The organism is Paeniglutamicibacter sp. NPDC012692 (assembly GCF_042901625.1).
In the GTDB taxonomy this organism is placed as follows: Bacteria; Actinomycetota; Actinomycetes; order Actinomycetales; family Micrococcaceae; genus Paeniglutamicibacter.
This window is the reverse complement of record NZ_JBIBDE010000001.1, coordinates 639,414-659,910: the sequence shown is the minus strand read 5'-3', so window position 1 is coordinate 659,910 and position 20,497 is coordinate 639,414. Positions and strand designations below refer to the sequence as shown.

The window sequence follows — 20,497 nt, the reverse complement described above, 5'->3', positions numbered from 1 at the left end:
CGGAGCAGATGACCCCGGCGTATCGTGAGGTGCAGCACTGCGTGCTTCGTTCCCATACGAGGAGGCATCATGTCATCGGGAATATTTCGGACGAAAAGCATTGAGCAAACACTGCAAGACACCGAGGAACCAGAGCACAAGCTCAAGAAAAACCTCGGCGCACTGGATCTCATTGTTTTCGGCGTCGGGGTCAGCGTCGGCGCCGGCATCTTCGTCCTCACCGGCCATGCTGCCGCCACGAACGCAGGGCCAGCCATCGCACTATCCTTCCTGATCGCGGGCCTTGGCTGCGGACTGGCAGCACTCTGCTACGCCGAGCTGGCCTCGAGCGTGCCGGCCGCGGGAAGCGCCTACACCTACACCTACGCCACCATGGGAGAGATGCTCGCCTGGATCATCGGGTGGGACCTGATTCTGGAATTCACCGTCGGAGCCGCGGCACTTGCCACATCCTTCAGCCAGTATCTGGGGGTTGTCCTTGCCGGGACGCCCTTTGCCATCCCCGAAGCGATCGCGACTGCCGAACACGGCTATCTCAACCTGCCCGCCGGCGTGCTCGTAATCGGGCTGATGTTCGTTCTTATTTCCGGGGTGAAGCTTTCCAGCCGCATCAACCAGGTGGTCACGGGCATCAAGGTCCTGGTCGTGCTGACCGTCATCATCGCGGGGGCCTTTTTCATCAACGTCGCCAACTGGTCGCCGTTCATTCCACCGGCCAGCACCCCGCCCCCGACCGAGAGCGGTGCCTTGCACCTGCCGCTGGTCCAGACGCTGTTCGGGCTTGAGCCGAGCGTCTTCGGCGTCGCCGGTGTCTTCGCCGCGGCCGCCATGGTCTTCTTCGCATTCATCGGCTTCGACGTCGTGGCCACCACGGCCGAGGAGACCCGCAATCCGCAACGCAACATGCCGATCGGCATCTTCGGCTCGCTGGCGATCGTCACCCTGCTCTACATGGCAGTGTCGTTGGTCATCACCGGCATGCAGAACTACAAGGACATCGACCCGGCCGACGGCGCCCCGCTGGCCACGGCCTTCGTGAACGTGGGATTGCCTGTCATGGCAAACCTCATATCCATCGGAGCCTGCATCGGGCTGATCGTGGTGTGCATGATCCTGTTCCTGGGCCAGACGCGCGTGGGCTTCGCCATGGCCCGCGACCACCTGCTGCCCGTGTCCTTGGCCAAGACCCATCCGCGCTTCGGCACGCCCTACAGGTTCACCATCCTCGCCGGCATCCCGATCGCGATCCTGGCGACGTTCGTTCCCCTGTCGACGCTGGCGGAGCTTGTCAACATCGGCACCCTGGCCGCGTTCATCCTGGTGTCCATCGGCGTGATCGTCCTGCGCAAGAGCCGCCCGGACCTGCAGCGGTCGTTCAAGGTGCCGTGGGTTCCGGTCGTCCCGATCGCCTCGGCACTCCTCTGCTTCTACCTGATGCTGAACCTGTCGCTCGAGACCTGGATACGGTTCGTCGTCTGGCTGGTCATTGGGTTCATCGTGTACTTCGCCTATTCCCGGAAGCACAGCAAGCTCAATACCGTGGAGACGAAGCCGTAACGCCCCCTTGTGTCCTGCATGCGGACTCACAGAATGCCGCATGCAGGACTTCGCCCGCCGGGTTGCCCAAGGCCGGATGGCCTGGCTGCCAACGAATCGAGAGCCGTGGAATATCGACTGCCTCGTGTCAGTCGTTGCCCCGATAGAGCGGATCGCAGCCTTGGACGGATCCCAGGCAGGGGCGCTTGGCAACGGGAGCCACGACCGTCAGATGTCGGGTGACTGCGCGCAGCACCCACGGGACGAAGTATTCCTTGGTCCAGATGAGGTCGCCGGCTTTGGCTTGGCGCCAGGTTTGGGCCGGAAGGGGATCTGCCTCGAGGGGTTCGAAGGTGCGGTCGACGTTGAGGCTGTCCAGAACCATCGATGCAACCTTTTGGTGGCCGATGGGGGAAAGGTGCAGGCGGTCCCGGTCCCACATGCGGGGATCGGACAGATCCCGCAATGCCCACAGGTCTGCCACCATTGCACCATTTTGTGTGGCGATTGCGCGGAGGTTCTCGTTGAACAGGGCGATCCTGGATCGGACGTGGCCCAAGACGGTTCGCGGTCCGGAGTCCGGTCCGACAAACATCAACACCGTGGCCTCCGCTGCACAAAGTGCTTCTATGGCAGGGGCGACAGCCGCGGCCAGCTTGTCGGGGTCGGCGTCGAGGCGAATGAGGTCGTTACCGCCGGCTTGGAAAGTCACCAAGTCGGGGGCGAGGTCTATCGCCTGGGGCAACTGCTTTGCTACAACTTGGTGGATCTTGGCTCCACGAATTGCCAGGTTGGCGTATGAAAAGCCGGCTTGTTCGCGGCTGAGCTCACGGGCGACGCAGTCCGCCCATCCGCGATAGCCGCCCAGGCTCAGTGGGTCGGGATCTCCATGTCCGACCGTAAAGGAGTCGCCCAACGCCACGTAGCGGTGCCATGGATGCTGTTCGACTGGTCGGGTTGAGTGATTTCTTCCGGGTTCGGCATTGACGTTTCCCATGGCCACCGCTCCGTTCTGCCTACCCCGGACAACTTCGCGGGCAGGGTTTGTGCCTGCCTTCTTTCAGTCGACACCTCCGAGGCGGCCGGTGCCAGTGCACAAAGTCCCGAAACCGTCGCATCGCCTTTTACGGCAGGGCGATGCGTCGAACAACGTACGGTCCTGAACCGCGGCTAGGGTAGAAACAGGAAACTATGAGGAAGGCGTGAGCATGGCCGAGAACACGACGATCAATCCCGCAAGCAGCTTGGCGGAGATCCAAACGGCGCTGGAAAGCCTGCACGACCCGCGAATCCTCGCGGTGAACGAAAAGCACGGCAACGACCACGCCGTGAACCTGACCAAGCTTCGCGGGCTGGCCAAGCAAATCAAGACCAACCAGGATCTGGCCATCGGCTTGTGGAACACCGGCGACTCGGCCGCCCGCCTGTTGGCCATGTTGATATGCAAGCCAAAGGCGTTCGGCTTCGAAGAACTCGACTCCATGCTGCGCGAGGCAGTGGTGCCGAAGGTCCAAGAGTGGCTGGTCAGCTACGTGGTCAAGAAGAGTGCGCATTGCGAGGCGTTGCGCGTTCTTTGGTTCGCCGACAGTGACCCTGTCGTGGCCAGTGCCGGTTGGGAACTCACGGTAATGCAGGTCTCCAAGAACCCCGGGTTGCTGGACACCGCAGGGCTGTTGGACACCATAGAAGCCGAAATGAAGGAAGCCCCGGAGAGACTGCAGTGGGCCATGAACCACACGCTGGCCGAAATCGGCATCACGCACGCCGAGCATCGAGCCCGTGCGCTGGCCATCGGAGAGAAACTGCAGGTGTTGGTCGACTATCCGACACCCCCGGGCTGCACCTCGCCGTACGCTCCGATCTGGATCAACTACATGGTTAGCCGCCAGGCGTAGGCGCCCGCGTCGGAATACGAAAACTGCCCACGATATGGCTGGCGCCATGCCGTGGGCAGTTTCAATGGAAAGACGGCCGGGGGAGCAACGGAGCAAGGGCCCGCGAACTCCCGGGGCGGTGGTTTCTACCAGTAGCCGAGGGCGAATTCCGCGATGACTACCGAGAGCAGGAAGGAAGCGGAGATCGCCACGATGCCCACCGGGATGATCTTCCAACCGATGTTCCTCAGCAGCGGAACGTCCTTGCCCAGCGACAGGCCGGCAAGCGTCAGCATGACGGTGGCGATGGAGAGGAAGTCGACGGCCGAGACGAGTTCGGTGAGGGGCTTCGCGGCGAAGAACCACGGGCTGGATATGTAGGCGCCGATGGTGGTGATCCAGATGATTGCCGAGATCTTGCGGGAAACCTTGTGCAGGAACAACCCCAGCAGGACCAGGCCCATGAGGACCGCATAGCCGCCGACGACGTTCCAGTGCACGCCCTTGGCCGCCACGAAGGCGGTGCCGAGGCCCAGGACGGTCAGCACGCTGAGGGAGAGCCACAACGGCAGCTTGACCTCGGCGGAGGACTCTGCGACCTTTTCGCGGAAGGCGCGGTTGGCATCGTCTTCGGTCGTGTCGATGGTTGCCTGGGCGGCCGAAGCGGTGACCGCAGGTGTCGCGGTGGCAACCGCGGCAGTGGCCTTCTGCTTGCGGGTCAGCAACTTGTAGAACCTGTCGGCCAGCGGCAGCGAGACGTAGATGCCGACGTACACGCCCAGGATGGTGGTGATCAGGTTGGACACCGCGGCCATGCCGAGGATGGCCTGCTCGTCGGCCGGGTAGGCAGCGATGATGCTGGCCGCGGAGGCCGCCATCATGGAGCCGGAACCCACGCCTGCGCCCATGGCCAGGGCCAGCGGGTTGAAGACGCCCCAGTTGGCCACCAGGGAGGTCAGCAGGGTGATGTAGACGGCGCCGAAGAGCGTGCCGAAGACGTACATTGCCAGCACGCCGCGGTACTGGTCGGAGTCCGGGCCGTACTTCTCCGAGACCATGGCGAACGACGGTTCGCGGTCCAGCGAGAAGGTGGCGCCGACGGTCGCCTTGCCCATGCGCAGCAGCACGGCCAGGGGGAGCGCCAGGAACACGGTGCCCAGCAGGTGGCCGATCTCCTGCAGCAGCAGCGCCGGGCCGGCCTTGACCAGCACGGGCAGGCTCGGGCCGATGTTGAAGGCGAGCCGCGCCACCAGGAGCATCACGGCGACGCCCACCAGGGCGGCCGCGACCTTCTGCAGGTCCAGGCCCAGCGGCTTGAACTTCTGGATGGACACCAGCAGGCCGAGGATCAGGCCCCAGACCATGGGGAACACGACGATCGAGCCGATGCCGACGTTGAACTTGGCCGGGCCGATGAACTGCACGGCCAGTCCGATGACCAGGGCCAGCAGGGCGATGGGCAGGGTGTGTTTGAGTCCGGCCATTGCCGGGGCGGTGCGAGTGCTCATGCGCGGGATTCCTTGGTGGGGCGGGTGAATGCGGCCGCGATGAAGCGGCTGCGTTGGGAGGGGTTCGTGGCGGCGTCGGCCGTGGTCCAGGCCAGGGCCTTGGCCGCCTCGAACATGACGTCGTACGCCGCCGGGGTGTCGGCCAGGGCCGCGAAGGCATGGGAGTGGATGCCGACGTCGGCGCCCGGGATGCTCAGCCACGGGTGCAGGGAAGGGATCGCCTGGGAGATGTTGCCCATGTCGGTGGACCCGCCGCTCATGCCGGCGGCCGGCGAGGTGTCCTTGCCGAGCACGTCCATGGCGGCGATCCAGTTGGCGGCCAGGTCGTTGTCCTGCAGGAGAGGCTCGTACAGCGGCTCCGTCGGCTCGATCTCCAGCGTGGTGCCGGTGGCCAGCGCCGCGCCCTCGAAGCAGCGGCGCACGCGGACCAGCAGGGCCTCGTAGGCGGGCAGGGTGAAGGCCCGGCACTCGAATTCCACCACGGCGAGCTCGGGGATGATGTTGGTTGCGTGGCCCGCCTCGGCGATGTACATGGCCACCCGGTGGTCGCCGGGGATCTGCTGGCGCAGCAGGCCCACGGCGACCTGGCTGAGCACAGCGGCATCGGCGGCGTTGACGCCCAGGTGCGGTGCGGCCGCGGCGTGCGATGCCTTGCCGGTGAACGTGGCCCGGTAGCGGCCCACGGCCTGGGCGCTGGTGCCGGCGGGGTTGTAGGTGACCCCGTCCTGGACCGGGTGCACCATCATGGACAACCCGACGCCGTCGAAGGCGCCCGCCTCCAACATCAGCGACTTGCCGCCGCCGTGCTCCTCGGCGGGGGTTCCGATGGCCTTGAGCGTGATGCCCAGCTTGTCGGCCAGCGGTGCGAGCGCCAGCGCGGCGGCCACGGAGGCGCCGGCAATCAGGTTGTGCCCGCAGGCGTGCCCGATCTTGGGCAGGGCGTCGTACTCGACACACAGCGCAACGGTCAGTTCTCCGCTGCCCGCGGTGGCAGTGAACGCGGTGGGCAGCCCCGAGGTGCCCATTTCCACGGTGAAGCCGCCCTCGCGCAGCAGTTCGGTGATGGCGGCGGAGGCGCGGACCTCCTCGAAGGAGAGTTCCGGGTTCGCGTGGATGTCGCGGGCGAGCTCGTGGACCTTGCCGCGCCAGGACTCGATGCCGGCGGCCAGCTCTGCGTGGACGTCGGCACCCGCCCGGGTCGTGTCGATGGGGTTCAAGATGGTGTCTCCTGGGGATAGGGAGTGAGGATGGATGGATGGGAGGTCGGGACGTGGGTCGCTTTGGGAGGAGCGAGGCCCTAGTCCAGGTGGATGTCGAGGTCTTTCCACAGCTGCTGGGAGCGGCGGAGGGTGGCGAGGCTGCGCTCGGGATGCGCGGCCTGCATGCCGGCCAGCAGTCCGTACACCACGGAGGTGGTGGCGGTGACCGACTGGAAATAGCCGATCCCCTCGGACGGGACCACCAGCAGGTGCTCGGCGATGTCGGCCAACCGGCCCCGGCGCATGTCGCTGATGCCGATGATGGTGGCCCCCGCGCGGTGGGCGGCCTCCGCTGCGGCGATCTGCTGCCCGATGGAGCGCCAGATGTTGATGACCACCATGACGTCGCCTGGGCCGAGTGTGTTGGTGCTGGTTGCCAGGTGGACGCCCGGGCGGCTCTCCAGGGAAATCGGGTAGCCCATGGTCGCGCCCAGGTGGGACATGACGACGGCCGGTGCGGCGTACGAGCCGTGGGCGACCACGAGGATGGATCGCGCGGCCGCCAGCGCGGCGATCGTGGCCTCCACGTCCTGGGAGGTGTTGGTCTCGAGGGTCAGCCGCAGGTTTTCGATGTCGCGGGTGAGGGCCGCTTGCAGGGGGTTGCGGTGCTCGCCGTGCTGGATCAGCGTGTCTTCGGTGGAGATCTTGGCCAGGTACCGCGAGCGCAGTTCGCGCTGCAGGTCCGGCCAGCCCTGGAAACCGAGGGATTGCGCGGTCCGGACCACCGTCGAGTTGTTGACGTCCGCATGCAAGGCGATTTCGGCGATTTCCGCATAGGAGGCCAGCTGCGGGTTGCGCACGATGACGTCGGCCACCCGGTTTTGGGCTTTCGGCAGGGCCGTCTTGATCAGGATGTCATCCAGCCAGTCTTCGCCGGGGACGGCGTCCGGCTGCGTGGTGGGTGTTAGGTGGGGCACGTTGCAATTATGGTTGCAGAAGGTCGGTCTTGCAATCCAAGTTGCAGGATGAGTTTGGTTTGTGAAGCGGTTGCGGAATCGCGCTTCATGCGGCATTCGCTTGGTTGCGACTCCGGACATGCAAGGGAAGTGCCTTGGCCATCCGGCTGAAAGCATGCATTGAGTTGGGCAAATCCATGGCCGGGCAGGCCGCGAAGCCTGGTTGCCGGACTGCTGCAACCTGTCGGCGAGCGTTGGGGTTGCGGCGGCGCATTACTTTTGGGTGGTTCAAGTCGGGCACGTGCCGCGGGCGGCGTTCCGCCCGCGGCACCCGGCGACGGGCTACCAGAGCATGATTGCGGTCTGGCCCGAGGCCCCTGCCCAGCCGAGTCGCACGCGTGCGACGTATTTCCGGTCCTTGAACAGCTTCACCTGGACTTTTGCATTGCTGTCCGTGCCGCTGTTGTCGTTGGCCGCCAGGTGGCGGAGTTTCCCCTTGACCTCTTCGAAGAGCACCACGACCGTGTCGGCGAACCCGAAGGTGCCCAGCTCGTACCTGCGCGTTTCGCTCGGGACGATGCTGAAGTTCGCCTGGCCGCCGGGCGCCAGGGAGAGCGGCACCGAGACAAACGGGGTCAGCAACGGGTTCGTGGCCTTGAGCTTCGGGTAGAAGCGCAGGATCCACTCCTTGTCGGTGGCCGAGAGCCCGCCGGCCGGCTCCAGGCCGGCATGGTACTGCGCGGGCTGGAGGATCAGCCCCGCGGGGAACCAGTACTCCATCACCGAATTGGGGTCCCAGGTCGATCCCTCGACCTCGGTGGGCTCGAGCTTGCGCAAGACATTGGAGAAGGTTTGCTCCCGGGGCCAGAAGTTGGGGGAGCCGCCGAAATAGCCGTAGACCTTCGGCTCGTCCCAGACGATTCCCGCGAACGGGTTTTGGTGCTCGTGCGGCAGGCCCAGGGTGTGCCCGATTTCGTGCAATGCGGTGGTGTGGCCGTAGTCGGTGGTCAGGTCCCAGCCGAAGTTCATGGTCGGTTGGGTGGCGGGAATGCCCAGTATGTCGCGGCCGACATACGACCAGGAGCCGTCGGCCTGGTCGAAACCGATGCGGACCTCGGCCTCGCTGCGGTCCTGCACTTCGGTGAACACCAGCCCGATGCCCAGGGCCTTCCATTCGGCGAAGGCGTCCCGGACGACCTGTTGCTGGGCGGCGGGCCCATCGAGGAACCAGTAGTGCAGGATGGTTCCGTTGACCCACTTGCTGGACAGCATGCGTATGAGCCGCATCCGCTCATCGGGCAATCCGGGCGGCAAGACCAGGGGTGTCCGCGGCTTGACGGTGCAGGCCGGTCGTTCAGTTTCCTTGGCCATGGCTTCCTCCTTTTTGGGGACGACTTCCACTTCGGCAGTCTGGCACCATCGGGGGCATCGCATCAAGGGTTGCGGCGCCCGCCCCGGAAGCGGGGCGGGCGCCGGTTCCGGCAACCTAGTTCTGGTACGCCGGGTAGTCGTTGTAGCCAATGGCGTCGGGCCCGTAGAACGTCGATGCGTCAGGCTCGTTCACCGGGAGGCCCTCGCGCCAGCGGCGCACCAGGTCGGGGTTTGCGATGGCCGGGCGTCCCACGACAACCGCGTCCGCGAGCCCGTCCTCCACCAGCGCGACGGCTTCATCCCGCGTGGTGATGTCGCCGAAGCCGGTGTTCAACAGGAACGTTCCGTCGAACCTGGCCCGCAGGTCCTGTACCAGGGCGCTCGCCGGGTCCTTGTGCAGGAGGCTTAGGTACGCGAGGCCCAGCGGTGCCAGCGCATCGACGAGGATCCCGTAGGTTTCCTGCACGTCGGCCGCGTCGAGCTCAAGGGTGCCCTGGACGTTGTGTTCGGGCGACAGCCGGATGCCGACCCGCTGCGCGCCGATCGCCGCAACGACTGCCCGCGTCACCTCGATGACAAAGCGGGCGCGCTTGGCCGGGGAGCCGCCATAGCCGTCCTCGCGGGTGTTGGCCCCGGCGGCAAGGAACTCGTGCAACAGGTATCCGTTGGCCCCGTGCAATTCCACGCCGTCGAACCCAGCCTCGATGGCGTTGCGCGACGCCCGGACAAATTCCTCGACGATGCCGGCCAGCTCATCCGTGGCCGGGGCGTGGGGGACGGGGAACGGCTTCTTGCCTTCGTAGGTGCGGGTTTCCCCGTCGATGGCAATGGCGCTGGGCGCGACGACCGGGTGGCCGCCGTTGGTGTCCTGGTGGGTGACGCGGCCTGCGTGCATGACCTGGGCGAAGATCCTGCCGCCCTCGGCATGCACGGCGGACGTCACTGCCGCCCAGCCCTTGAGCTGTTCCTCGGTGACGAGCCCGGGCTGGCCCGGGAATCCCTGGCCCGCATGGCTGGGGTAGGTGCCCTCGCTGACGATCAGCCCGAGCGAGGCGCGCTGGCGGTAGTGCTCGGCCAACAAGGGCCCGGGAACGCCCTGCTTGCCGGCACGGACGCGGGTCAACGGGGCCATGACAAGCCTGTTGGGCAATTCCATGGAGCCGAGCTTCATCGGGGAAAACAGCATGGGGGAGGTTCCTCTCGCGGGACATTGTGTCAACCAACGACAGCGCATGATCGGCTTCTTTTATTTCGCGTGTGACCCGTGTCTCGGGTTTTTGCCCGGGTGCTTTTGGTCGACCAGCGTCGGAACGGACTACTCCTTGGTGGCAAGGCCACGGGCGTCATCACGGGAATTGTGAAGTGGCAAACCCTGTACGAAATCTATCGATTCGATAGAGTTGCGGAATGACTACCACTTCCGGGGGACAGGTGCGCCGCTTGCGGCTGCCTGCGGCGCTGCTGACGGCAGCGCTGATTGCCACGCCCGCACTCGCAGCACCGGCTTTTGCCGCCCCATCCGCCCTTCAGACCGTGACTGCCGACGCCACGGGAGTGGATCCGGGCACCGAACCCGAACCGGTTCCGGCGCCCGATTCGGCCCCGGCGGCGGCCCCTGTCACCGGTGAAAGCCTTCAGCAGGTGGCTGTTTCGGGAGTTGATCCCGAGGCTGCAGAGAGCAAAGAGTCCCGCGAAGAGGCAACGGCGCTCACTCCGCCGAATTTGTCGGACACCGAAGCATCGGTTCCGGCGAAGGACCGCAGCGACGCGGCTATCGAACCAGACCCCGGGGATGACGACCAGCTTGCGGCACTCTCGGACGAGCGGACCACCGAGGAGTTCACCGCGGCCGGACTGACCTGGACCCCGGACGCAAACGACGAGGTCATCGAGGCTGCCGTCAGGGTGCGCGAAGACGGCACCTGGTCGGACTGGACGAGCCTGGAGGTGCTCAACCCGGGCTCCGAGGGCGAAGGCACGCAGGCCGGCACCGAGCCTTTGCTCAGCCTGGGCGCGGACGGCATCCAGGCACGTGTGCTCACGGCCAGCGGCCAGACCCCGGAAAACCTGAAGGTCAACCTGGTGGCCGCGGGTACCTCTGCGACGGACGGCACACTCAAGGCCGCGACTTCCACCGCCACGGCCACCGCCACCTCCGCGGAGGGGGCCGCGCTCAAGCCGTCGGTCATCACCAGGGCCCAATGGGGCGCCACGGAGTCCCAAGCGAACACCACCACGCGCCGTTCCGCCAAGCTTCAGGCCATGTACGTGCACCACACGGCCAGCAGCAACAAGTACACGGAAGCCGAGGCCTTCCAGCAGATCCGCGGGATCTACGATTACCACACCAAGGTCCTGAAATGGGACGACCTCGGGTACCAGTTCATCGTCGACCGCTTCGGCAACATCTACGAGGGCCGGCGAGGATCGATGACCGACCTGGTCGTGGGCGCCCAGGCCGGCGGCTACAACGCCAACACCATCGGTGTCTCGGCGATGGGTAACTTCGACGAGGTCGAGCCGCCGAAGGCCACCATCGAGGCGCTGACCCGCTTGCTGGCCTGGAAGGGCTACCAGTACAACCTGAACGTCACGGGCACCACCACGCTGACCACCAGCACGGCCGGGCCGTCGACCGCGAGATACAAGAACGGTGTCGCGGTGACGGTCCCCGTCATCCTCGGGCACCGCAACACCAACCTGACGGCCTGCCCGGGCCAGTACCTGTACTCGAAGCTCGGTTCCATCCGCACCGAGGTTTCCAGGCGCATCGCCAAGACCACGGCAACATACGGCACGGCGCGACCCGTGCTGAAGGCACCGGTCGCCGGCGGCGACTACTCCGGCGACTCTCCCGTGAGCCGCGACGGAAAGATCAAGCTGAGCTGGAAGCCGGTCAGCAGCGCCACCAAGTACCAGGTCATGGTGCGTTCGTTGTCCGACTCCCGCATCTGGTGGGCAGGGAAAACCGTCACCGGGACCTCGGCGGACGTGACCCTTGTGCCAGGGGAAACCGCGATCTTCGGCATCCGGGCACGGGACGACGCCGGCCGCGCCAGCGCCACCACAAGACTCGTCCAGAGCACCCGGCCGGAGGCCCCGATCGTCTCCCGGAACTACACCAGGTGGACAACGGCGGGATTGAACCTGCGCCAGGCTGCCGACGCGGACTCGGCTCGCCTGCTGACCATTCCCGCGGGCACGAAGATCACCGTCACGGCAACGTCCGGCAATTGGAGCAGGACCACCTACAGCGGCAAGACCGGCTGGGTTTCCGCAAGCTACCTCAGTGCCGCGGCGGCACCCTCCGCGAAGCGGTACCGCTACACGTCGATGAGCACCAGGCTGCTGAAGAGCGCCAGCTCCGGTGCGGCCAGGGTCGTCAGCGTGTCCAAGGGCGAAAAGGTCCAGCTGCTGAAGACCTCCGGCAGCTGGTCCAACGTCAAGCTGGGTTCCAAGACCGGTTGGGTCAAGACATCCAAGCTTTCCGCCGCTGCGCCGAAGGGGGTGCAGTACCGCTATGCGACCGTCGGCACCAGGCTGCTGAAGAGCGCAAGTTCCGGCGCGGCCAAGGTGACAAGCCTGCCCAAGCGGAAGAAGGTGCAGATGGTGAAGACCGGCAACGGCTGGTCCAACGTGAAGCTGGGTTCGAAGACCGGTTGGGTCAAATCCTCCAAGCTTTCCAGCACGGCTCCCAGGAGCCGCTAGCGCCGGACCGCCTGGAGAAGCCGTCGCGCCGGCTTGAATGTCCGGCCGTCGGCTGGTGAAGACAATGCACGCCTGGTCGTTGAGACCGGGCGTGCATTGTGCGCTACGGGCAGAAGCGGCGGTCCGTGTCCGGGGCCATCAGGGGTTTGCCGGGCTGCGTGCGCAGCGGGGGCCGGGTTGCTACTTCCGCTGCGGAGTCTTCGAGGGCTTTGCCCGGACGTGCATCCGCTCTCCCTGGGGCCCAAAGAGACTGAGGAACTCCACCGCGTTGGCATCGGCCCTGCCAAACCAGTGCGGCGTGTGGGTGTCGAACTCCGCGGCCTCGCCGGCCGTCAAGACTATGTCGTGCTCACCCAGGCAGAGGCGGAGCTTGCCCTTGACAACGTAGATCCATTCGTAGCCCTCGTGGGTGCGCAGATCCGGAACGCTGCGATCGGTGCCCGCGGGCAGCAGGTTCTTGAACGCCTGCAGTCCTCCTCCGGAACCCCTGCTGAGCGGCAGGATCGTCATGCCGTGGTGGGTGATGGGCTTGATGTGGATCCGCGGATCACCGGTGGCCGGGGCTCCCACCAGATCGTCCAACGGCACCCCGTGCGCCCGCGCCAGGGGCAGGAGCTGCTCCAGCGTCGGGCGTCGGTGGCCCGATTCCAGCCGCGAGAGCGTGCTGACCGAGATCCCCGTGCGTGCGGAGAGTTCCTGCAGGGTGGTGTTGGCGCCGGTGCGCAGGGCCTTGAGCCTCGGGCCCACCTGGGAAAGCGTGTCTTCGATGTCTTGCTCCATGCCAACAGTTTGCCACATCGGCAAAAATGTTTGGAGTCTACCGCGACCCGGGTGCACGCTTGACGCAGTGCGGACGGCAGGTCACGCGACGGATCACAAGGAGCAGGAACCTCATGGAAAAACAGGCAAAGACATACGACGTGGTCATCATCGGCGGGGGAGCGGCGGGGCTTAGTGCCGCCCAGGCATTGGGCCGTGCGCGGCGTTCGGTGCTGGTCGTGGACGCGGGCGAACCCCGCAACGCGCCGGCGGACAAGATGCACAACTACCTTTCGCGCGACGGCATGAACCCGCTGGATCTGCTGGCCGCCGGTCGTGCGGAGCTGGCAAAATACGGCGTCGACATTGTTGCGGACCGGGCAACCGACAGCCGCCGGACGGACACGGGTTTTGCCGTCTCGCTGGCACGGAACCCCGAGGTCTCGGCCCGGAGGATCATCCTGGCCGGAGGGCTGAAGGACCGGATGCCGGAAATCGACGGCTTGGCCGAACACTGGGGACACGACCTCCTGCACTGCCCCTACTGCCACGGCTGGGAAGTCAAGGACAGGCGCCTCGGCATCCTGGACAGTGCCTTCTCGGTGCACCAGGCGCTCATGTTTACGCAGTGGAGCAAGGACATCACCCTGTTCAAGTCAAGGGATCGGGAACTGGGTTCCGAGGAGCTCGAGCAGCTTGAGGCCCGCGGTGTCGTGGTCATCGAGGCGGACATCGCCGCGGTGCGCGGTGCCGCCGGTTCCATCCGGGGCGTGCAGCTCTCCGACGGCACCGAGTATCCGCTTGATGCCCTGGTCCTCATGCCCCGGGTCGAGGTCGATCTCTCCGGCGTGGCATCGTTGGGGCTGAGGGCCTCGGAGCATCCCACGGGCGTCGGCCAGTGCGTCGAGGTCGATGCCATGGGACAAAGCGCGGTTCCGGGATTGTGGGTTGCCGGAAGCCTCGCGGACCCGAAGCAGCAGGTCATCATGGCGGCCGCCAGCGGGCTCGGCGTGGGGGCAGCGGTGAACGCCGACCTCACCCGCGAGGAAACCGAGCGGGACGTGGCGGAGCTGCGGCTGCAGAGGGCCGCGCTCTAACGGTCGGGGCAACGCTCAGAAAAGTTGGCGCCAGTTGGTGGCGGCCAGGTCCAGCAGCTCGTCGCCCTTTCCCGAGAAGACGGTGCGCATCGCGTAGAGCGCGAACCCCTTGGCCTGCGCCGCGGTGATCGACGGCGGCATCGAGAGTTCCTGGCGGGCCGTCACCACGTCGATGAGGGCTGGCCCGTCGTGGTCAAGGGCGTCGTCCAGGGCCCCGGCCAGGTCGTCGGAATCCTCCACCCGGAACCCCTTGATGCCGATGGCCGTGGCGACGTCGGCGAAATTCGGGTTGGACAGGTCGGTGGCGAAGGTGACGAAACCCGCCGCCTTCATCTCGAGCTCCACGAAGTTCAGCGACGAGTTGTTGAAGACCACGATCTTCACCGGCAGCTTGGACTGGGCCAGGGTGAGCAGGTCGCCCATGAGCATGGCGATGCCGCCGTCGCCCGAGAGCGTCACCACCTGCCGGCCCGGGTGGGAGGCCTGGACCCCGATGGCCTGCGGGAGCGCGTTCGCCATGGAGCCGTGGTTGAAGGACCCCAGCAGCCGGCGCTTCCCGTTCATGCCCAGGTACCGGGCGGCCCAGACCGTGGGAGAGCCGACGTCGGCCAGGAACACCGCGTCCTCGTCGGCCAGCCGGTCCAGGGTACGGGCCACGAACTGCGGGTGGATCTTCGCGCCCCGGCGGGACGGGACGGCCAGGTCGTCGAGCTTCTCGCGCGTCTTGCGGTAGTGCTTCTGGGCATCCTGCAGGTGCTCCCGATCCGTCTTCCGGACCAACAGCGGGGCCAGGACCTCGAGCGTGTCCGCGACGGTGCCGTGGAGCCCGGCATCGATCCTGGTGCGCCGGCCCAGCTGCTCGCCGCGCATGTCGACCTGGATGATCCTCGCCTTCTGCGGGTAGAACTGCTGGTAGGGGAAGTCCGAGCCGAGCAGCAGGATCGCGTCGGCGGAGTCCATGGCCCGGAATCCGGAGGCGAATCCGAGCAGCCCGGTCATGCCGACGTCGTAGGGATTGTCGTACTCGATGTGTTCCTTGCCGCGCATCGCATGCACGACCGGCGCCGCCAGGAGCTCGGCGACCTCCATGACCTGGGCGTGCGCGCCGGCGACCCCGGCGCCGGCCAGGATGGTGACCTTCCTGGCGTCGTTGAGCAGCGTCGCCGCCCTGGCCAGGTCCTCCGCGTGCGGCAGGATCGCGGACCTGCTGCGTTGGACCAGAGCCACCCGGGTGTTGCGTGCCTCCGCCAGCGCCACCTCGCCGGGCATGACCAGCACCGCGACGCCGCGGCGCTCCACGGCGGTGCGCATGGCGATTTCCAGCAGCCGCGGCATTTGCTCGGGGGTGGAGACCATCTCGCAGAAGACCGACGCCTCGCGGAAGAGCTCTGCTGGGTGGGTCTCCTGGAAGTAGTTGCTGCCGATCTCGGCACCGGGAATGTGCGCGGCGATCGCGAGCACCGGCACCCGGTTGCGGTTCGCGTCGTAGAGGCCGTTGACCAGGTGGAGGTTGCCGGGTCCGCAGCTTCCCGCGCAGACCGCGAGGTTCCCCGTCATTTCCGCCTCGGCGCCGGCGGCAAACGCTGCCGTTTCCTCGTGCCGCACCGGCAACCACTCCACGGTGCCGTCCTTGCGCACGGCATCGGTCAGGCCGTTGAGCGAATCCCCGGCCACGCCGTAGATGCGCCTGACCCCGTTGGCCTTGAGCGTGGCGAGCATGGTTTCGGCGACGGTAGGCATGGGGGTCCCTTTCCTTGGCGCTGGCTGCTGCGGCCCACCCTACGCGCGGGCGGTGTCCGGGCCAAGACCCCGGCGCGGATCCACCGCCGCGCGCGCCCGGATTGTGGTGCAGGTCGCATGGGTGGCTAGGCTGATCACCAAGAGAATCGGGCGGCAACGCCACCGGGCAGAAGGAAACGGACATGACCCAAGCAACCACCGAATCAAACACGCCGGAACTGGCCGTCGGCGATTTCTACTACCGGCCCACCGGCGAAAACACCTACCGCTCGACGGTCCACGCCCAGGGCGCCTGGAACGAGCACGAACAGCACATGGCACCGGCCACCGGCATCCTGGTGCACGCGATGGAGAAGTTCCAGCCGCGCGCCGACATGCGCATGGCCAGGATCAGCCTGGACATCCACGGCATCATCCACGGCGGCGAGTTCGAGGTCCGCACCCGCATGATCCGGCCCGGGAAAACCATCGAGCTCATCGAGGGCGAGATGGTCTCCCAGGGACGCACCTGCATCGTGGCCCGCGGCTGGCGCCTGAAGACCCTGGACTCCACGGCCGTCGCCGCGTCCGAGGACGAGCCGGTGGTCCACCCCGAGGAGCTGGTGACCTTCGACGGGATGACCCCGTGGCCGGGCGGCTACATCCGGGGCCTGGAGTTCCGCGGCGCCGACGGGCACCGCCCGGGCAAGGGCGTGGTGTGGATGCGCAACGACTTCGAGATGGTGGAGGGGACGGAGACCTCCGACCTGGTGCGGCTGATGGGCATGGTCGACACCGCCAACGGCGTGGCACCGCGGGTGGCGCCGGGCCCGGGTTCGTGGATGTTCCCGAACGTGGACCTGCAGATCCACATGCACCGGGCGCCCGAGGGCCAGTGGCTCGGCATCGAGGCGCAGCAGACCTACGGAGCCGACGGGATCGGCTTGACCTCCGCGGTGCTGCACGACCTCCACGGCCCGTTCGGGCGCAGCGAGCAGATCCTCACGGTGCGGCCGCTGCCCGCGATGTAGCCAGCGGACCCGGCGCCCGGGACGTCACTCGGTGGCGCCGGCCGGCGATGGTGTTCCGGAGCCCCTGGCGGGGTCTGCGGCCGCCTGCTCGGCCCGCCGGAATGCGGCTTCCAGCCGGTCGATGGCCCGGTGGTAGCCGGCCCCGGAGGGATCCGCCTCCGGGGCGTCCGGACTCCGGCGCAGCAGCTCGGCCTCGGCCAACGCCTTGGCCAGGCCGGAAACCTCCGGGACGTGCACGTCGTTCATCGCCGGGAAATCGATGGCGGCGGCCGGATCCAAGGCGTAGCGGCCCCAGGCCCTGAGCACCGAGTCGTGCCTCGCCACCAGCGCGGCGTGCGCGGCGGTCCTGAGGGCATCCGACTCCGCGGCGGCCCGTTTCTCCACGCTGCAGGTGGCCAGCCTGCCCGTCGCCAGGGTGCCTGCGGCAATCACCGCCAACGACAGGGCTCCGACCCACCGGTCCTGGGACGCGGCAATCAGGAGCAACGTGGCCACCACGCAGTACCCGGTGAAGCCGTACCAGAACTTGGCGTCCGGGTCCCGTTCCCGGGAAGGCCTGGTGTTCACCAGCCAGGCCGTTGCGACGCCCGTGAGAATCGCCAGCAAACCAAATGTCTGGGGGACCACTGCGGCACCTCCGCGGCCGAGCACCGGGCGCGGCCGGATGCCGAGCCTTCTCATCCCATTTCAGCCCGGTCCGGGCCGGTGGTCAAGGGGGCCGGTTGCGGCAGTTTCCTAGGCGGCGGCGTCGGCCAGCATGGCCTTGACCGCCTTCTTCTTCATCGGGACGAAACCGGCCTCGAGGTACCTGGCACGGACCTGGCGGTCGGCGCGGAAGAGCGCATGGCCGCGCTTGAGCAGGAAGAGAATCGGCTTGCGGCGTTCCTTGACGTCGCGGACGAACCGCCGCAGCGCCGTCTGCGAGGCCGGGACATCGATGTAGAAGGCCCGCACGTCGATGCCGAGCTCCCGCAGCGGCGCCAACACCTCGCTCACGAAGATGCCTTCGGCGACCAACGGGCCCTCCGCCAACTCCACCGGGTGCGTGCCGTCGTAGCTGGAGGTGCTGATCGAGTAGTTCGGCACCTGCGTCTGCCCGGTTTCCAGCAACTCGACCAGCCCGTCGACGGCTTTGTCGCAGTTCCAGGTGCCGGCGTGGTCCCAGTCGACCTCGCCGTAGCCGGTCTGCGGGAGCGGGGAGCCGGCGGTGTGTTCGGAGAGCTCCCGGTAGAAGTTGTCGAGCTCCACGTGCGGGCGGCCGAAGCGGTGGGCAAGGTAGGACTTTCCGGATCCGGAAGCACCACCGAGCAATATCAGGGGCATATGTTGTTTCGGCACGACTCCCATTATTCCTTCGATCGGCCCCGGACCTAGAATCGAGACCATGAGCCTATGGAATCCCGATGCCGACCACACGCTGCGCGTCCTGCAAGATGTGCCCGGCGGGGACCCCGCGGCCGACCTCATGAGAGGCGTCGAGCTGCTCTCCAGCGTCCGCGACGGCCTGGCTCCCGCGACGTTGCGGCTGTACCGGCCGGACCCCACGATGGCCTTCGGCCAGCGGGACGTCCGCTTGCCGGGCTACGAGCAGGCCGTCGAGGAATCGAGCCGGCACGGCTTCGCCCCCGTGGTCCGCAAGGCCGGCGGGCGCGCGGCCGCCTACCACCGCGGGACAGTGATCCTTGACCACGTGGAGCCGGCCGGCGAGGCCATGCTGGGCCACCAACAGCGCTTCCAGGTGCTGGGCGAGCTGTATGCGTCGGCGCTGCGGCGCGGGGGCATCGACGCCCGGGTGGGGGCGATCCCCGGCGAGTACTGCCCCGGTGACTTCAGCGTCCACGGCTTGCCGGGTGCCCAGTCGCCGGTGCGGCACGCCGTCAAGCTGGTGGGGACGGCCCAGCGGGTCGTCGCCGGTGCCTGGATGTTTTCCAGCGTGTTTGTGATCGAGGATTCCGCGCCCATCCGCGCCGTGCTTGACGATGTCTACCGGGCGATGGGGATCGAGATGGATCCGTCCACCGTGGGCGCCGCCGACGACCTGGTTCCCGGGTACACCGTGGAGCTGTTCACCGAACACCTGCTGGCCGAGTACGCGCTGCACGCAGAGCTGGCACCTGCGGGTTTCTAGGGGCGTCAGCCCCAGAATCCGGTGAGCTGGCCGGCCAACGCCGTGCCTTGGTCGAAACCGGCCCGGGCGGCGGGCGGACGCGTGGAGAGGTCCATCATGTTGCCGCCGAATGCGTCCAGGGAGGCGGCATCGGGCAGGATGGTTTCGACCCTGCTGCCGCCGGCGCGGAGTTCGTCGACCTGCGCGGCAAGATCCATGCCCCAATCCAGCGGCGCCCGCGACCTGCCGCCAAGCGGCGAGAGCACCAGCACCCGGCCGTATCCGGCGGCCAGGTCCGCGTTGTCGCCGGATCGCCGGTAGCCGCCGTCGATGTACCAGCTCCCGCCGATGCGGTAGGGCGGGGCACCGAAGCCGAACGAGGTGCTGGCGGCGACGGCGTCCACCAGGTCGACGCCGCTGTCCCGGTCGAACACCACGGGGTCGCCGGTCCGGGCGTCGACCGCGGTGAGCAGCACGCGTTGGTGCGGCCAGTGCGGGCCGGGCAGCCGGCCGGCAACGACGGCGCGCCACCGCGATTTCCAGGATCCCTCCGGATCCGCGTCCATCTCGAGCGAAGCCGCTCCCAGCCGCCGGCGCATGTCTGCCGGATCGCTGGCTGCCGCGATGATCTCGCCGGTCCTGCGCATGTTGTCGGACGCCGACGCCGGGGGAATTCGTCCGCCGCCGGATGCGGCCCCGTTCGGGGGCTGCACGGGCGCAGTCGCGAGGATGTCGGCCAGCAGCCGGGTCGGGCTGGCGCCGGTGATCTGGGCCGCGGCCGTCGCGCCGGCAGAGGTGCCGATGAGCAGATCGGCCGCGGTCGCATCCAGCCCGCCCTCGAGCAGGCCCGCGATGACACCGATCAGCCACGCATTGCCTGCCGATCCGCCGCCGCCGAGGACCAGCGCCCGCTGGCCCGGGGCGTGCGCAGGCGCGAGGGTTTCGGGCAGCGGCTGCGCCTGGTCGGTCCCCGGCCGCCCGGTGGACGTCGTCGGGGTGATGCGCAGGGTTGAAAAGGGTGTTGGGTTCATGGGAGTCGCCTTTCGCGAATTGCCTGGCGGGCGCTCCCTGAAGCGACTAGACCAGTCGCGCGATCGTGGGCTGCGGGGGAGCACCCAGTATGGACACTGCGTACATGGGTCTCACCTCCTGCCGTTTGATCACGATCACGGGAAATCTAGCACGCCGGCGAAGGGGCGCGCAACGGGTGTCGTGCCGGTTGCCGTGTCGCTGTCGAACGCGACACCGTCCGCCCATCCCCGCCGGGGCGGCAAACGCTAGCGCGAGCGCCTTCCCACGCGCAGCCCCGCCCAAAACGCGGCACAGATGAGCCCGGCAGCCAGCAACGCCAACCCGGTGATCTGGCCGTTTCCCAGGATGGTCATGCCGGGGAGGAACACCTCTTCGCTGAGCGGCGCGTAGGCGAACCATCCGAAGGTCTGTGTTGTGGTCTGGCTGAACAGCAGGGTCGCGGTCCCGGCGACGATGCCCGCCAGCGCCAGGGCGCCCGCGACCACCGGGAGGAGGGGCTTCCGGGCGCCGGATGGCTGGCGTGGGGTCTCAACTGGGTCGTCCATGGGTTGAAGTATGCCATCGGGGAGCACGAAAGGGCACGTCGGGAGTGCTTTGAGG

General features: G+C 67.3%; 18 protein-coding genes. 6 read left to right on the top strand and 12 right to left on the bottom strand.

Annotated elements, in window-relative coordinates; translation table 11 throughout:
- Positions 1 to 69: 69 nt before the first annotated feature.
- Positions 70 to 1,557 (top strand): amino acid permease, encoded by a 1,488-nt coding sequence (locus ACFY5D_RS02910; RefSeq protein ID WP_387524793.1) that lies wholly within the window; start codon positions 70 to 72, stop codon positions 1,555 to 1,557.
- 127 nt (positions 1,558 to 1,684) lie between these two features.
- On the opposite strand, the gene ACFY5D_RS02905 is transcribed toward ACFY5D_RS02910, so the two are convergent.
- Positions 1,685 to 2,533: an SGNH/GDSL hydrolase family protein gene (locus ACFY5D_RS02905; protein ID WP_387524790.1), complete on the bottom strand. Its 849-nt coding sequence runs from the start codon at positions 2,531 to 2,533 to the stop codon at positions 1,685 to 1,687.
- A 211-nt stretch (positions 2,534 to 2,744) separates the two neighbouring features.
- Here ACFY5D_RS02905 and ACFY5D_RS02900 point away from each other — a divergent pair, with 211 nt between their 5' ends.
- Entirely contained in the window at positions 2,745 to 3,431 is a 687-nt protein-coding gene (locus ACFY5D_RS02900) for a DNA alkylation repair protein (protein ID WP_387524788.1), read from the top strand.
- Between the two features lie 125 nt (positions 3,432 to 3,556).
- On the opposite strand, the gene ACFY5D_RS02895 is transcribed toward ACFY5D_RS02900, so the two are convergent.
- The 5 genes from ACFY5D_RS02895 to ACFY5D_RS02875 all read right to left on the bottom strand — a co-directional run bounded on the left by ACFY5D_RS02895 (position 3,557) and on the right by ACFY5D_RS02875 (position 9,630).
- On the bottom strand, positions 3,557 to 4,918 hold the full coding sequence (locus ACFY5D_RS02895; RefSeq protein WP_387524785.1) for a DUF3100 domain-containing protein: 1,362 nt from the start codon (positions 4,916 to 4,918) through the stop codon (positions 3,557 to 3,559).
- Entirely contained in the window at positions 4,915 to 6,135 is a 1,221-nt protein-coding gene (locus ACFY5D_RS02890; RefSeq protein ID WP_387524783.1) for an amidohydrolase, read from the bottom strand. Before ACFY5D_RS02890 ends, ACFY5D_RS02895 begins: the two co-directional genes overlap by 4 nt.
- An 80-nt stretch (positions 6,136 to 6,215) precedes the next feature.
- Entirely contained in the window at positions 6,216 to 7,094 is an 879-nt protein-coding gene (locus ACFY5D_RS02885; RefSeq protein WP_387524780.1) for a MurR/RpiR family transcriptional regulator, read from the bottom strand.
- A gap of 321 nt (positions 7,095 to 7,415) precedes the next feature.
- On the bottom strand, positions 7,416 to 8,444 hold the full coding sequence (locus tag ACFY5D_RS02880) for a M12 family metallopeptidase (protein ID WP_387524777.1): 1,029 nt from the start codon (positions 8,442 to 8,444) through the stop codon (positions 7,416 to 7,418).
- A gap of 115 nt (positions 8,445 to 8,559) precedes the next feature.
- A complete protein-coding gene (locus ACFY5D_RS02875) occupies positions 8,560 to 9,630 on the bottom strand; it encodes an alkene reductase (RefSeq protein ID WP_387524775.1) in 1,071 nt (356 codons plus the stop codon).
- A 221-nt stretch (positions 9,631 to 9,851) separates the two neighbouring features.
- On the opposite strand from ACFY5D_RS02875, the gene ACFY5D_RS02870 reads away from it, so the two are divergent.
- Positions 9,852 to 12,152, top strand: coding sequence for an SH3 domain-containing protein (locus tag ACFY5D_RS02870; protein WP_387524772.1), 2,301 nt, complete (start codon positions 9,852 to 9,854; stop codon positions 12,150 to 12,152).
- A gap of 180 nt (positions 12,153 to 12,332) precedes the next feature.
- Here ACFY5D_RS02870 and ACFY5D_RS02865 read toward each other — a convergent pair whose 3' ends face one another.
- Positions 12,333 to 12,932: a helix-turn-helix domain-containing protein gene (locus ACFY5D_RS02865; RefSeq protein WP_387524770.1), complete on the bottom strand. Its 600-nt coding sequence runs from the start codon at positions 12,930 to 12,932 to the stop codon at positions 12,333 to 12,335.
- Between the two features lie 113 nt (positions 12,933 to 13,045).
- On the opposite strand from ACFY5D_RS02865, the gene ACFY5D_RS02860 reads away from it, so the two are divergent.
- Positions 13,046 to 14,008: an NAD(P)/FAD-dependent oxidoreductase gene (locus tag ACFY5D_RS02860; RefSeq protein WP_387524768.1), complete on the top strand. Its 963-nt coding sequence runs from the start codon at positions 13,046 to 13,048 to the stop codon at positions 14,006 to 14,008.
- Between the two features lie 15 nt (positions 14,009 to 14,023).
- Here the strand turns inward: ACFY5D_RS02860 and poxB are convergent, their stop codons facing one another.
- A complete protein-coding gene (poxB, locus tag ACFY5D_RS02855) occupies positions 14,024 to 15,748 on the bottom strand; it encodes a ubiquinone-dependent pyruvate dehydrogenase (protein WP_387524766.1) in 1,725 nt (574 codons plus the stop codon).
- A 182-nt stretch (positions 15,749 to 15,930) separates the two neighbouring features.
- Here poxB and ACFY5D_RS02850 point away from each other — a divergent pair, with 182 nt between their 5' ends.
- Complete coding sequence (locus ACFY5D_RS02850) at positions 15,931 to 16,758, top strand: thioesterase family protein (protein ID WP_387524764.1); 828 nt, start codon at positions 15,931 to 15,933, stop codon at positions 16,756 to 16,758.
- A 24-nt stretch (positions 16,759 to 16,782) separates the two neighbouring features.
- On the opposite strand, the gene ACFY5D_RS02845 is transcribed toward ACFY5D_RS02850, so the two are convergent.
- Both ACFY5D_RS02845 and ACFY5D_RS02840 read right to left on the bottom strand, forming a co-directional pair.
- Entirely contained in the window at positions 16,783 to 17,385 is a 603-nt protein-coding gene (locus ACFY5D_RS02845) for a hypothetical protein (RefSeq protein ID WP_387524762.1), read from the bottom strand.
- Between the two features lie 108 nt (positions 17,386 to 17,493).
- Positions 17,494 to 18,105, bottom strand: a complete 612-nt coding sequence (locus ACFY5D_RS02840; protein ID WP_387524760.1) for a uridine kinase — start codon at positions 18,103 to 18,105, stop codon at positions 17,494 to 17,496.
- 37 nt (positions 18,106 to 18,142) lie between these two features.
- Between ACFY5D_RS02840 and ACFY5D_RS02835 the strand changes: the two genes are divergently transcribed.
- A complete protein-coding gene (locus ACFY5D_RS02835; RefSeq protein WP_387524758.1) occupies positions 18,143 to 18,886 on the top strand; it encodes a biotin/lipoate A/B protein ligase family protein in 744 nt (247 codons plus the stop codon).
- A gap of 5 nt (positions 18,887 to 18,891) precedes the next feature.
- On the opposite strand, the gene ACFY5D_RS02830 is transcribed toward ACFY5D_RS02835, so the two are convergent.
- Both ACFY5D_RS02830 and ACFY5D_RS02825 read right to left on the bottom strand, forming a co-directional pair.
- Positions 18,892 to 19,896 (bottom strand): patatin-like phospholipase family protein, encoded by a 1,005-nt coding sequence (locus tag ACFY5D_RS02830; protein ID WP_387524755.1) that lies wholly within the window; start codon positions 19,894 to 19,896, stop codon positions 18,892 to 18,894.
- A 246-nt stretch (positions 19,897 to 20,142) separates the two neighbouring features.
- Positions 20,143 to 20,442: a hypothetical protein gene (locus tag ACFY5D_RS02825; protein WP_387524753.1), complete on the bottom strand. Its 300-nt coding sequence runs from the start codon at positions 20,440 to 20,442 to the stop codon at positions 20,143 to 20,145.
- Between the last annotated feature and the right edge of the window lie 55 nt (positions 20,443 to 20,497).

What these genes read in the sequence shown, in the direction of transcription:
- ACFY5D_RS02910 (WP_387524793.1), top strand. Translation starts at nt 70, where the DNA reads ATGTCATCGGGAATATTTCGGACGAAAAGCATTGAGCAAACACTGCAA.
- ACFY5D_RS02905 (WP_387524790.1), bottom strand. Translation starts at nt 2,533, where the DNA reads ATGGGAAACGTCAATGCCGAACCCGGAAGAAATCACTCAACCCGACCA.
- ACFY5D_RS02900 (WP_387524788.1), top strand. Translation starts at nt 2,745, where the DNA reads ATGGCCGAGAACACGACGATCAATCCCGCAAGCAGCTTGGCGGAGATC.
- ACFY5D_RS02895 (WP_387524785.1), bottom strand. Translation starts at nt 4,918, where the DNA reads ATGAGCACTCGCACCGCCCCGGCAATGGCCGGACTCAAACACACCCTG.
- ACFY5D_RS02880 (WP_387524777.1), bottom strand. Translation starts at nt 8,444, where the DNA reads ATGGCCAAGGAAACTGAACGACCGGCCTGCACCGTCAAGCCGCGGACA.
- ACFY5D_RS02875 (WP_387524775.1), bottom strand. Translation starts at nt 9,630, where the DNA reads ATGCTGTTTTCCCCGATGAAGCTCGGCTCCATGGAATTGCCCAACAGG.
- ACFY5D_RS02870 (WP_387524772.1), top strand. Translation starts at nt 9,852, where the DNA reads ATGACTACCACTTCCGGGGGACAGGTGCGCCGCTTGCGGCTGCCTGCG.
- ACFY5D_RS02865 (WP_387524770.1), bottom strand. Translation starts at nt 12,932, where the DNA reads ATGGAGCAAGACATCGAAGACACGCTTTCCCAGGTGGGCCCGAGGCTC.
- ACFY5D_RS02860 (WP_387524768.1), top strand. Translation starts at nt 13,046, where the DNA reads ATGGAAAAACAGGCAAAGACATACGACGTGGTCATCATCGGCGGGGGA.
- poxB (WP_387524766.1), bottom strand. Translation starts at nt 15,748, where the DNA reads ATGCCTACCGTCGCCGAAACCATGCTCGCCACGCTCAAGGCCAACGGG.
- ACFY5D_RS02850 (WP_387524764.1), top strand. Translation starts at nt 15,931, where the DNA reads ATGACCCAAGCAACCACCGAATCAAACACGCCGGAACTGGCCGTCGGC.
- ACFY5D_RS02840 (WP_387524760.1), bottom strand. Translation starts at nt 18,105, where the DNA reads ATGGGAGTCGTGCCGAAACAACATATGCCCCTGATATTGCTCGGTGGT.
- ACFY5D_RS02835 (WP_387524758.1), top strand. Translation starts at nt 18,143, where the DNA reads ATGAGCCTATGGAATCCCGATGCCGACCACACGCTGCGCGTCCTGCAA.
- ACFY5D_RS02830 (WP_387524755.1), bottom strand. Translation starts at nt 19,896, where the DNA reads ATGAACCCAACACCCTTTTCAACCCTGCGCATCACCCCGACGACGTCC.
- ACFY5D_RS02825 (WP_387524753.1), bottom strand. Translation starts at nt 20,442, where the DNA reads ATGGACGACCCAGTTGAGACCCCACGCCAGCCATCCGGCGCCCGGAAG.